We start from the raw sequence: 12,677 nt of genomic DNA, 5'->3' as shown, positions 1-12,677 counted from the left end.
AGCGGTACTTTGGGCTGCCCGGTTATGCTATAGTTGTCGCATTCGAACTGAAATCCTATAGAGGACGTGATACCATGATCGCAAAGATAAGCCTGGAAGGCACTTGGCAGTTCCAATTAGATGAGGATAAAAGAGGCTTGAAAGAGCAGTTGAACGATACAATTGCATTACCCGGCACGACTTCGTATGCAAGAAAAGGAAAGCGCAACCAAGCCGCTCTCGCTGATTCTCTCACCGATGAGTATGCATTCGAAGGCTGGGCTTGGTATTCCCGCACAGTCGATATCCCGGCAGAGCACGCAGGATCAACTATCATGTTGTATCTTGAGCGGACAAGGGTAACGACTGTCTGGATTGACGGAATTGAGCTGGGTACGCAAAACAGTCTTTGCGCGCCGCATCTCTACAACGTAACGGACCGATTGACGACAGGTAACCATACGATTACGATCCGCGTGGATAATACGAATTATCCGACCAAAGGCGGACATATGACGTCGCGTGACACGCAGACGAACTGGAATGGCATCACAGGCCGGATGGAGCTGCAATTTTTTGGTGCGGCCTATTTGGAAGACGTGCGAACTATACCGAACTTCACAGACCGATCGGTTAACATTAAGGCAAAGCTGGTTGGTGCATGGGAAGGAACGCTTAACGTTTCGGCTGCAAGCGTGAATGGCACAATCCGGCATGTAGCAGCAACAAATTCGTACCAGGTCTCCGGAGGCGAGTTGGAGCTGCATTATTCGCTTGGAGAAGATGCGCTGCTCTGGAGCGAATGGGAGCCTAACTTATATACCCTGCAGCTCGCGTTGAATCAGAAAGATGGCACAATGGATGTGCACGAATCGACGTTTGGCCTGCGGAATTTTAAAGCGGAGGAGGGTCACTTCACCATTAACGGTGCTAAGACTTTTCTGCGGGGCAAGCATGACGGCCTGATTTTCCCGCTGACGGGTTTTGCTCCAACAACTGTAGAAGAGTGGCTTCAAGTGCTCGAAACGGCAAAGTCTTATGGGATTAACCATTATCGGTTTCACACCTGCTGTCCGCCCGATGCGGCCTTTGAAGCCGCTGATCGGCTTGGCATTTACATGGAGCCGGAGCTGCCGTTCTGGGGCACGGTAACAGACGAGACATATGACAATCATCATGCGGAAGAGCAGCAATATTTGATTGAAGAAGGCTATCGGATTCTGAAGGCCTTCGGCAACCATCCGTCCTTTGTCATGATGTCGCTCGGAAATGAGCTGTGGGGCAGCAAGGAACGTATAGATGATATTTTGAGAGATTATAAAGCATTCGATAATCGTCCCTTGTATACCCAGGGCTCCAATAACTTTCAATTTGTTCCCGTCATTCTGGAGCATGAGGATTTCTATTGCGGCGTCCGGTTCTCGCGTGACCGCTTGATTCGGGGCTCGTATGCCATGTGCGATGCTCCACAGGGCCATGTGCAGCTTGGCCCGCAAGGGACTTTAATAGATTATGATGATGCGATTGTACCGCCGGCTAACGGGGAAACGTCGAATGATGGTCTGGAACAAGGCGGTACGATTCAGATCCAATACGGCACGGAAGCAAAGACCGTGAAGGCAGATGCAGCTGAAGGGGAGCTGGTTCCTCATATTCCCGTTATCTCACATGAGATTGGACAGTTCCAGACTTATCCTGACTTTAACGAGATTGCTAAATATACGGGCCCTCTTAAGGCACGCAACTTTGAGTTGTTTAAGCAGCGGCTTGAAGAGAACGGGCTTGACCATCTGGCAGAAAAATATCATGTCAGCTCCGGTCATCTGGCCGTCGAAAGCTATAAGGAAGAGCTTGAAGCCGCATTCCGTTCGAAGCGGCTGGCCGGATTCCAGCTGCTTGATCTCCAGGATTTCAGCGGGCAGGGGACGGCACTCGTTGGCGTTCTTGACGCTTTTATGGAATCAAAAGGGCTTATCTCGCCTGAGGAATGGCGGACTTTCTGTTCGGACGCGGTGCTTCTGGCAAGGTTTCCGAAGTACAATTACAAAGCGGAAGAATGCTTCGAAGCCGCTATCCAGCTCCGTTATTTGAGGCCGGAGCCGCTGAGCGGATTCACGCTGCAGTGGGAATTGACTGCCGGAGATGAATGGCTTGTTAGCGGGGAAGCTGTCGCATCGGCTGACGGGCCGGGTGATTTTGTCGAGATTGGCCAGATTACGTTCACCTTGCCTGCCGTACAAGCAATGACGAAGACAACTCTGCATTTGCGTATCGCCGGAACGGATATTCGGAAATCGTATGATTTATGGATTTACCCGAACCAGGTTGCCATCGACAAGAGTGGTGTATTCCTGTTCGAGGAGCTGACCGGCGAGGCAGCCGCGCTGCTTAAGAAAGGCGAGCGCGTCGTGCTAATGCCTAAACCCGACCGGCTCGCGAACGCGATTGAAGGGACGTACTGCGTCGATTTTTGGTGTTATCCGATGTTCCGGTCGATCTCGGAGAGCATGAACAAGCCGGTACCTGTAGGCACAATGGGACTCTTGATCGAACAGGAGCATCCGTTGTTTAAGCTGTTCCCATCCGAGATGTACTCCACCGAGCCATGGCGGCAGATTGTGGAGAACTCGCGCTCCGTTATTCTTGACGGAACCGAACGGGCTCTACAGCCAATCGTGCAGACTATCGATAATTTCGAGCGCAACCACAAGCTGGGGATGGTGTTCGAATGCCGCGTTGGAGCCGGCAGCCTGCTTGTCTGTGCCGTGGATGCTGAACTAGCCGGAGAAACATTGGAAGGACGGCAATTCCTGCACAGCTTGTTCCATTATGTGAGATCGGAAGATTTCAGACCGCAAGCAAGCCTTGAGCTATCCAGACTGCAAGAGCTGCTGCGATAAAGGATTAGTAAAAGCAAAACGTCTGCTCGGTTAATCCGATGCAGGCGTCTTGTTGTTTTCTCCGGGATGATCATGGTTCATTTGGATTGGGAATAAAGTCCAGTTTTTATGAAACTCTCCTTATTTATGATTCTTGGACCAGATTATCGAGTATGATTTGGAGAGAGGATCTGCCGGCTTTCTTGCGGAAAGCTGGGTAAGGAGGGATCGATACGGATACGATATGGCGGATCCGAGGTGTAATAAGAGACTATGCGGAAGGGATGTACCAATTCGTAAGGGAAATACCGAAGCGTTATCCTTGGCTGACAACCATCTATGCGATCTGGTGCTGGATATCGTTGCTGTTATTCATAGCAGGCTTGTTCATGTATCGCGATTCGCGTACGATGCTGGTACAGTACCTATGGTCATTCTATGTCATGCTGCAGTTCTGGCTGTTATGCCGGAGCAAGACCTTTACGTGGAAGCAAACAGCCATGTTCATGCTGCTTGGTATTGTCCTTGTCATCCCGGTTACGGCGTGGACACTGATGGGGGCACACGGCTTGATAGGCGGCCGGACATCGGACACCTGGTCGATAGCTGTCGTCACTCCCATCGTGGAAGAGGCATGGAAGCTGCTTCCTCTCGGCCTGTATCTATTATTCTCGCGCCGGGCGTCATCGATGAGTTTGAGCGATTATACCCTTGCGGGAGCGGCTGCGGGGGTTGGATTCCAGCTGATGGAGGAGCTGAGCCGCAGATGGCTCAACTCTGGGATTATAGGCCGAACATATGGGTATAGTACGACGATGCTCGGGGGAGAGACGATTCACTGGGATTTCTGGACGCTGTTTCCTGGCCGATTCGAGGAAAGCTTTTTCCCGACACTTATGACGGTCAGCCACCCTGTGCATACGGCGATGGTAGCTCTTGGAGTCGGGATGGCTGTGCGATTCCGTAAACGGCTGACGAACTGGATCTTTGCTCTGCCCGTGCTGCTGCTCGCTTGGTCCATCCTTGATCATGCGGCATACAACGGACAAAATTCCTTGCCGGATTGGGTAATGAAAATCAACGAGTGGACCGGCAGCGGCTATCATACGAAAGACGTTTTCCTGCTGATGCTGCTCCTGGGAATCGTTATGGATTACATAGCGCTAAATCGGGTAAGGAGCCAGCTTCCGATGATGAGCAGTGAACGGTTCGTAGACCCGCTTAGTGAGCTCATTCAGATGTGGGGGGCATTCTTCCAGAGAAGGGAGAGCTTCGCAAGTGTCTTGGCCTGGACGAGAGAACGCCGGGAAATGGGATTTTCGTTGCTGTACGGGAATACAGAGGCCGTAGCCCTTCAAGAAGGTTTGCGCAGCCGGATGCAGCAGCATTACCGGATGGCGGCAGGTCTTGCGATACTGTTGATCGGAGCCAGCCTGCTTGCAGGGTTCGCCGTCTATTGGCAGGGGCATGTGCAGCTTGATGCTTCAGCCTGCTTCTCCTGCATGTTCGACTCGCTGCAAAACTGGTGGGACCGCCTCAGCTACAGGGAAAAGGGAGCCATCTTGCTTGGCGCTTTCGCTCTCGCTTTTATGTTCGTTGGCTTCTGGCCGGCGCTTGGCTTCGCCTTGACCGCGGTAAGCATCCCTGGCAGCGGCCACGAAATCGCGAAAAATATCCGGGATCCGAAGCGGCTGCTCACACCTGAGAATGCTGCCGCAACTTTGCTGGCCCTTGCACTCAGCCGTGTACCGTTTGGCCGTCTGGCCAAGAAAGGCGGAGAGCGTCTTAAGGATTGGATGGAAAAGCTGCTCAAACGCCGTAACAAGCCTGAACCGGATATCCCGCATAAGCCTGAACCGGAAGTGCCTCGCAAGCCAGATGAAGATGGACCAAAAGAAAAAACCGATGCCGATGAACCCGAGGAGCAAGTACCTCCGAAGGACTCGGATGATTATGTGCACTGGAGTAAAGCGAAATATAAAGGAGTTGAGCTGTATGACAGCCGTAATGGCCCGTTGGGAGAGTTCGACGGCATCGACGTTGAGAACGGCATATTCTATGAAGCCAAATCCGCCGAAGGTCTGAATCGCATTCACCCCAAAACCGGCAAGCCGCAGCAGACTCCGCAGCAGTTTACAGATAAACAGCTCTACCAGAAAACAAGGACCAGGATTAACAATCTGATGGAAAAAGCGGTTGGAACGCGGACAACGCCTGATGGAACTTCCGAAATTCCAAACCTGGAAGATATCAAGAGCATCCGCAATTTCCAGTTCCAGCTTGACGGTGATTCGCCTGAACTGCGTGCCGCAGCGGAGAACAGTCTGAACCGCCTGCGCCAGGAATTCCCGGATTACACATTTACGATTAGATTTGGAGTGAAATAAACATGTCGATTAGCGCCTTTATCATTGATCCTGAGGATGAATTCGAACGTTCGTTTAATCTGCCGGTTGCAACGGAGGCATTTTACAAACAGTATTGGGAGCCGGCAGTCGAAGAGCTGGGGCTGGAATGGGCAGCCTTGTTCCAAGGGGGCACGGATGTGGAGAGAGAGGATGTTCCCGTCATTCTCGAAGAAATCTCCAAGCTGAAGGAATGGGTGACATCCAAGATGAGCGGTGATGCTGCGGAACATATGCTGCGCAGATTGAATCTGCTGGAGACCGAGCTGCCGGGTGCGTTTAAGCGCGGTGGAGCGGTTGTTTATATCGGGTAAATAAGAAGCTTAACAACAACAAGAGCTGATCATCGATCAGCTCTTGTTGTTGTTGAACATAGTATAGCTGGACGCAAATAAGTAACTATGGTAAAAATAGAAGTCTGCGCTTCAGGCTGGAAGAATGAATTCTTTAAACGAGGAGGTACACATGGACAAGCTGATACGTGAAATGGCCGATCTAATCAGCAGAGTGGATAATAGATTCATCATTGGAATTTCGGGTCATGGCGCTTCCGGGAAGACTACTTTTGCGCGTCATCTTATTAAACTTGCGGGACATGACTCTGTAAATTGTATAAATACAGATCCCTATATAATTGGTTCTGCGCTCAGAAAATACACCTTGATCAACTATGAATATAACAATGAACAGCATCAGGAGAAGATGACTGCATGTCATCCCGTTGCTCATCATGCTGCCGCTTTAGAGAGAGACTTACATATGCTGAGAGAGGGTCTGGATTTCTATACCATAGACACGGGATTTTCAAAAAGCGTCTTGGTTTCTTCGAAGAAACATATAACGATCGTGGAAGGCATGACCGTTGCTTTTACGGATCCCGATTTGTATGATCTTAAAATTTATTTATATACGGATGGGGAAACCGAACTATTGAGGAGAAGCGTTCGTGATGTAACGGAAAGAGGAACAGACATAGATGCATTAAGGAAATCTCACAAGCAGCGGAGAGCTCAGTATGATTTGTTCATGCACCCTTATCATTGTAATTTCGATTTCGTCATTAGAACCTCCCAGGAAGGTTCTATTCTAGAAAAGGGCACAATTAAATAAAATGTACAGAATAGCAGAACAACAGCAGCTGTCAGAAGACGAGCTGCTGTTGTTCATATTGCTTAAAAATGCCATGGATACATAATACTCTACAAAAAATTTCAACATAAGTCTATACCTTTTTTGGCATTAATTGTATTGTGAATAAGCGGCCGCAACACAAACGGAAGGGAGTAGTCCTGAATGATTACGCTTCGAAAGATTACGCTGGATAACCGACGCGCCATTTTTAACCTGGAGGTTTCTGAAGATCAAAGGCAGTTTGTTGCATCCAACCTGTCTAGTGTAGCTTCTTGTTATGTCCTTGCCACTAATGGGGGACATCCTTTTCCTTTTGCCATTTATGCGGATGAGCAGCCGGTTGGTTTTGTGATGATCACCTATAAACTTACTAGCTATGATCTCCCGACTATGGCGGATGACGCCTACTGCATCTTGCGTTTGATGATTGCCTCGCAATACCAGAACAGAGGATATGGCCGGGAAGCTATGGCGAAAATCCTGGAATTTATCCGCTCCTTCCCTGCAGGACCTGCGCAATATTGCTGGATTCCTTATAAGGACGATAATATAGTCGCCAGCAAGCTGTATGAGAGCTTTGGCTTCCGTGACTGCGGTGAAATCGTCCATGACGAGCAAATAACCGTATTGCGGCTCTAATGTGCAAGGATAGGCAGGAGGCAAACATGGATTACACGAAGATTGTGGAGAAAGCTTTGAGCAATCGAATGGTTTTTTTATCATATTTGAGCAAGGGAGAAAAGCTGTCGGCAGATTCGGCAGCTTTTTATTTATTTACCTCTAGCTAAGATAACTAAATATGTTTTTTATCAGCTATGAACTGGTGTTAAATGGTAAACTTAATGAGAGTATGCAAATTGAACGGATGATAGGGATAAAGCAATAATAGGAGGCTGTTAGCTATGGACCAAACAATTAAAGAACGATTATTAGAAGCAGACATTGCTTACTTGCAAGCTGCGATGGAAGCGCGACAGCTGACTTCGGAGGAATGTGTCTGCTGGTATTTGGAGCGGATCGACCGAATCAATCCAATTGTGAAAGCGGTACTCGAAGTTAACCCTGATGCAATCGCAATTGCGAAGGCACTTGACGAGGAGCGGCGGGAACGCGGAGCTCGCGGGCCGCTGCACGGCATTCCGATTTTGCTTAAGGACAATATCGATACTGGAGACAACATGCATACCAGCGCCGGTTCTGTCGCTTTGGCAGAGCATTTTGCTCCTTCGGATTCGGCCGTAGCAGAGCAATTAAGAGCTGGTGGAGCTATTTTCCTAGGCAAGGCAAATATGACGGAATGGGCGAACTTTATGTCAAATACGATGTTGGCGGGGTATAGCTCCAGAGGTGGATTGACCCTTAATCCATATGGTCCGGGCGAGTTGTTCGTGGGCGGCTCGAGTTCAGGCTCAGGCGCAGCGGTTGCCGCGAATTTATGTGCTGCTGCTATCGGGACCGAAACATCAGGCTCCATCATCAGTCCGTCGTCCCAAAACAACATCGTTGGCATTAAGCCGACGATAGGATTAGTTAGTCGTTCAGGGATTATTCCTATCTCGCAAGCCCAAGATTCCGCCGGTCCCATGACAAGAACGGTGAGGGACGCGGCAATATTGCTTGGTGCCATGACGGCGGTTGATCGCGCTGACGCGGCTATGGATGGGGAAGGGAGAGCAGCCTATACGGATTACACTGCCTTCTTGGAAATAAACGGTTTAAAAGGTGCGAGAATAGGCATTCCGCGGCATTATTATCAAGCACTCGATGAAGCCAGGGCCGATATTATCAAGCGGGCGATCAGCTTATGCGCTGAGCGAGGCGCCATTATCGTAGATCCGGTGTCGCTCCCTTGCGAGAATGCCAAGTGGGACTGGGACGTCATGCGGTTCGAGTTCAAAAAAGGGCTTAACGATTATTTGGCCAAAGCTGGCACCGGTGCATCTGTCCGGACGTTAGATGAACTTATCGCTTATAACGAAGCGAATCGAGATGTTGCGCTGCAATATGGACAGGGCACGCTAATCTGGTCGAATGAAACAAGCGGTGCTTTAACGGAACAGGAGTATCTCGAGAGTCTGCGGTCTAACCGTGAGATAGCCCGGAATCAAGGGATTGACTATGCCGTCCGCGAATATAAGCTGGACGCCTTGCTCTTCTTAGGCAACGAGGAAGGGATGGATATTTCCGCTCGTGCAGGATATCCTGCCATTACCGTACCGGGAGGTTATGCAGAGACAGGCATCATCGCTGAAGGAGGCTATACGACAAAAGGTCCGCAAGGGATTACTTTCGTGGGTACCGCCTACAGCGAGCCTACTCTTTTCCGGATAGCCTATGCCTTTGAACAAGCGAGCAAATGCCGATATGCACCGGCTGATCCGGTCTAATGTTGTTCGAATAGTAACCCTTTAAACCTTCGACTCCTGTAATTGGACGGACTGTACCCTCCGCCAGCTCATGAAGACCAGCGTTAAGGCGATGACCGTCAGGATAATGCCCAGCAGCCGAAATCCTGCGAAGCTGAATTCTCCTCCCATTATGACACCTGTTAGTAAAGATGAGATGATCGTGCCGAGGTATCTTGATGTATTAAATAAGCCGGATGCGACGCCTATCATTTCTTTGGGAGAGCTGTTGAACAAAGCCGTTTGCATGCCTACGCTGTTTAGCCCGTTGCTAATTCCAAAAGCAGTTAACGCAAGACTCACGCTGATGACGGGTGAAGATTCATTTAAGGTCACGATCCATACGGAGCCTAGCACCATCAGAATGGCGGATAAGAACAAGGCTGGCCGAGGTCCCGATTTATCAATCCATCTTCCTGCTACGGGCGAAGCAACCAGCGAGCATAAGCCTAAGCTGAGCATAAGAATGCCGGTATGGAACTCGCTGACATGCCGAACGATTTGCAAGTAGGACGGCAATCCGAAGAAGAGCGAATAAAACAGGATATTAACGAGGAGGAATTGAATATTAACCCAGGTCATCGCAGGATATTGGGCAAAGGTTCGCAAGGGGATAAAAGGTGAATCTGCTTTTAGCTCATGTCTTACGAAAGCACCAAGCACAACAAGGCCGACGATTCCGACCATACAATAGCTTATTGAGATCTGTCCGGATGAATCCAACGACATTAACCCAACAAGCAAGGCAACCAGACCCACTGTAAAGAGCATAATTCCTGATGCATCAATTAGGTTAAGCCAATTACGAATGGAAAGGCTGCTTGTATGGGAAGGATGCGGCTGCTCCTTGGGAATGGTTTTCCAAGCCAATAGAAAGCTTGCCACTGCAAACGGAATGTTGACGAAGAAAATTGCCGGCCAATCCCACCAGTGTATGAGCACGCCTCCGATAAAAGGGCCAATGGCAGCAGCACCGGATAGAAAGATGGACAACATGGACAAGGCGGCTGCCTGTTTGTCAGTAATATAAATCCGGACAATGGCCATGCCTACCGCAACCATCATGCTTGTTCCAATCGATTGTACAATGCGGAACACAATCAGCCATCCAAAGCTTGGTGACAGTGGGGCTAATAAGGAAGCAATAAATGCGACAACCAGCCCGGATAGAAATATTTTTCTTCGGCCAAACAAGTCACTGGCTCTTCCCATGACAGGTTGAGCAATTGCGCTCGCTATGTAGAAGGAAAAAATAATCCAGGATACACCTGTGTAGTCAAGCTGGTATTCCGTTTGCAGCTTTGCCAAAGCTACAGAAATCATGGAAGAATTTAACGGGTTCAGCAGGATCCCGAGTCCAACGGCAATCATCAGCCATCTGTTACGAGCACTCATTATTGGTCACTCCCTATATAAATCTTGAACCCATCGTACGGGAAGTCCGTCATTTATTCCAACGCATTTCATGTTATAATTTCATTGACTTGAAGGAATGAAACGGATGGTGCAGGAATATGGAGCTTCTTCAATTGCAATATTTTCTGACAGTAGCCCGCTTAGAGCATGTGACCGAAGCGGCGCGCAGCTTACATGTGACGCAATCTTCGCTAAGCAAGACGATTCAACGTCTGGAGGAGGATTTAGGTGTCCCTTTATTTGACCGGGTAGGGAGAAAGCTGCGTTTGAATGATTCCGGCAGCAGATTCCTTCTCCGCGCTGAGCGGGCTTTGTTCGAGCTGGAACAGGGCAAGCAAGAGCTGAGTGATGAATCCAGCCCGGAGTATGGCACAATCGAAATGGCGGTGAATACCGCAAGCATGTTGCCCAATATTCTTCGCGAGTTTCGAAAGAAGAAACCGAATATTCAATTTCATGTACAAATGTTGACCACGGAAGAGATGATTGCGCATCTCCATCGAGGAGAGATTGATTTCTGTTTGTCCTCACCCCCGATTGAAGGGGGAGACATTGCGTGTCAGATCATGTACATCGATCCCATCCTTGTAGCCGTACCAAAAGGGCATCGTCTGGCAGAACGAAGCTGTGTATCCTTAACCGAGCTGAAGGGTGAATGGTTTGTTGGAGTGAAGAAAGGCTACGGTACCCGTGATCTGGTAGACTCGATATGTAAATCAGCCGGCTTTGAACCGAAGTTTGTGTACGAAGGGGATGAGCCCGCAAGAATCCTTTCGCTTGTGGAAGCTGAAATCGGCATAGCCTTTATACCTGGAACGGCAAGGCACTCGCGTGAACAGGTAGTTTATCTCCAGGTTGACAATATGGAGCTGGTTCGGGAGATCGCTTTGTTATGGCATAAGAGCAGGTACATGTCACGGGCAGCTATGGCCTTTCGCGAGGTTGTAGTCGATTACTTTGAGACGCTATCTAAACAAAATACTTAACGACATTAATGAACGATATTTAAGGAGGTTAAATAAATGTTGAAATTGTTCGAATATAACTGGCAAGTCCGACAAGATTGGTTCAATTGGTGCCAGGAGGTATCGCAGGAAGAGCTGATGAAGAAGCGGACAGGCGGAATCGGTGGCATTTTACATACTTTATTTCATATTGTGGATGTGGAATACAGCTGGCTTTGCGTCCTGCAAGGGAAGCCGGAATTCACAGAACCGTTCGAAGCCTATGCCAGCCTGCAGCAAGTAATGGAACTATCCGAGAGGTTTCACGAGGAGGTTCGATCTTTTGTCATGTCGTGGACCGATGAGATGGAAATGAAGGTCTTAACAGATATTTCACCAAAGGGGGAGCCGGTCACCTTCAAACATGGAGAGATTATGCGGCATGTCATTGCCCATGAAATTCACCATGTTGGTCAATTGTCCGTTTGGTCGAGGGAAGCAGGCAAAGCCCCGGTAACCGCTAATCTGATTCGCAGAGGATTGTTCTAACCATAAATCAAATCACGAAGTTCATAAAGGTCATAAAGATTGGCTTGCGTCCAGGAGGCATTTGCAATGATTGAGGTTTATATTGATGCTGCAAGCGCTGGCAATCCAGGGCTTAGCGGCGCGGGTATCTTTATTAAAAATAATGGGGAAGTAGAACGTTACTCCGTGCCATTAGGTGAAATGGACAACCATGAAGCTGAGTTTCGTACTTTTATCCTTGCATTAGAGATATGCGTTGACAAGGCATACAAAACCGTATCCTTTCGAACGGATTCGCAGGTTGTCAATCGGGCAGTAGAGATCGAATTTGTGAAAAACAAAAAATATACTCCGCTGCTGCAAGAAGCGCTCAAACTTACGAAGCAATTCGATTTGTTTTTTATGAAGTGGATTCCAAGCTCTGATAACAAAACAGCGGATGAGTTGTCCCGTGCTGCGATTCGAAGGAACTAAATCATTCCCTTGGCGCGTTGCCGGTACAATGTTGGGGACATACCCGCCTTTTGCTTGAAGAGATTCGAGAAATACTGCGGGTCGTCGTAACCAAGATGGGCGGCGATATCGCCGACAGGCATTTCGGTATCCTGCAGCATCATTTTGGCGATATCCAGCTTTCTGTTCAACACATACTGATAAATGGTAATCGCCGTATGCTGCTTGAAAATACGGTTTAATTGCTTGAATGAGAGACCCATATGCCCGGCGAAATCTTCCGAACGGAAAGTCTCCCCGACAAGCTGATCCAGATAGAGCTTCATTCGGCTCATGACGGGGGAGTAATAGTCAGCAGCCTGCTTCACTGAATGCTGAAGGGCCATCATAATCTCCGCGCAGGTTAGAATAGACATCGTCTGCATGTCCACGCCGTCGCTTCGATGCTTTACCGCCTCGAGGCCTTTTAGAAACAAATGACCAATGCCCGCGTTTGGTATATACGAGGTATGCAGCAGATGGAAGGTTTCCATAAAC

11 protein-coding genes are annotated in these 12,677 nt (G+C 49.0%); 9 read left to right on the top strand and 2 right to left on the bottom strand.

Annotated elements, in window-relative coordinates; all coding sequences use genetic code 11:
• Positions 1-74 precede the first annotated feature (74 nt).
• From BM200_RS05910 to BM200_RS05885, 6 genes are all read left to right on the top strand, one after another.
• A complete protein-coding gene (locus BM200_RS05910) occupies positions 75-2,879 on the top strand; it encodes a glycoside hydrolase family 2 TIM barrel-domain containing protein (RefSeq protein WP_091182542.1) in 2,805 nt (934 codons plus the stop codon).
• Positions 2,880-3,142: 263 nt separating this feature from the next.
• A complete protein-coding gene (locus tag BM200_RS05905; protein ID WP_091182539.1) occupies positions 3,143-5,245 on the top strand; it encodes a PrsW family glutamic-type intramembrane protease in 2,103 nt (700 codons plus the stop codon).
• 2 nt (positions 5,246-5,247) lie between these two features.
• Positions 5,248-5,577 (top strand): hypothetical protein, encoded by a 330-nt coding sequence (locus BM200_RS05900; RefSeq protein WP_091182536.1) that lies wholly within the window; start codon positions 5,248-5,250, stop codon positions 5,575-5,577.
• Between the two features lie 151 nt (positions 5,578-5,728).
• Positions 5,729-6,373 (top strand): uridine kinase family protein, encoded by a 645-nt coding sequence (locus BM200_RS05895; protein WP_091182534.1) that lies wholly within the window; start codon positions 5,729-5,731, stop codon positions 6,371-6,373.
• A 183-nt stretch (positions 6,374-6,556) separates the two neighbouring features.
• Positions 6,557-7,033, top strand: coding sequence for a GNAT family N-acetyltransferase (locus BM200_RS05890; RefSeq protein ID WP_091182531.1), 477 nt, complete (start codon positions 6,557-6,559; stop codon positions 7,031-7,033).
• Between the two features lie 263 nt (positions 7,034-7,296).
• On the top strand, positions 7,297-8,781 hold the full coding sequence (locus BM200_RS05885; protein ID WP_091182528.1) for an amidase family protein: 1,485 nt from the start codon (positions 7,297-7,299) through the stop codon (positions 8,779-8,781).
• Positions 8,782-8,802: 21 nt separating this feature from the next.
• Here the strand turns inward: BM200_RS05885 and BM200_RS05880 are convergent, their stop codons facing one another.
• The gene (locus tag BM200_RS05880) at positions 8,803-10,194 is read right to left on the bottom strand and encodes an MFS transporter (RefSeq protein ID WP_091182526.1); all 1,392 of its coding nucleotides are present in this window, start codon (positions 10,192-10,194) and stop codon (positions 8,803-8,805) included.
• Positions 10,195-10,313: 119 nt separating this feature from the next.
• On the opposite strand from BM200_RS05880, the gene BM200_RS05875 reads away from it, so the two are divergent.
• The 3 genes from BM200_RS05875 (at position 10,314) to BM200_RS05865 (ending at position 12,161) form a co-directional block, all read left to right on the top strand.
• Positions 10,314-11,201 carry a LysR family transcriptional regulator gene (locus tag BM200_RS05875; RefSeq protein WP_091182523.1) on the top strand — a complete coding sequence of 296 codons (888 nt, stop codon included), beginning with the start codon at positions 10,314-10,316 and terminating at the stop codon, positions 11,199-11,201.
• A 36-nt stretch (positions 11,202-11,237) separates the two neighbouring features.
• A complete protein-coding gene (locus BM200_RS05870) occupies positions 11,238-11,708 on the top strand; it encodes a DinB family protein (RefSeq protein WP_091182520.1) in 471 nt (156 codons plus the stop codon).
• A gap of 66 nt (positions 11,709-11,774) precedes the next feature.
• A complete protein-coding gene (locus tag BM200_RS05865; RefSeq protein WP_091182518.1) occupies positions 11,775-12,161 on the top strand; it encodes a reverse transcriptase-like protein in 387 nt (128 codons plus the stop codon).
• On the opposite strand, the gene BM200_RS05860 is transcribed toward BM200_RS05865, so the two are convergent.
• The gene (locus BM200_RS05860; RefSeq protein ID WP_091182516.1) at positions 12,158-12,673 is read right to left on the bottom strand and encodes a helix-turn-helix transcriptional regulator; all 516 of its coding nucleotides are present in this window, start codon (positions 12,671-12,673) and stop codon (positions 12,158-12,160) included. The genes BM200_RS05865 and BM200_RS05860 overlap by 4 nt on opposite strands.
• Between the last annotated feature and the right edge of the window lie 4 nt (positions 12,674-12,677).

Origin of the sequence: Paenibacillus catalpae, from assembly GCF_900112695.1 — a bacterium.
Lineage (GTDB): Bacteria > Bacillota > Bacilli > Paenibacillales > Paenibacillaceae > Pristimantibacillus > Pristimantibacillus catalpae.
This window is presented reverse-complemented; position numbering and strand designations above follow the sequence as displayed.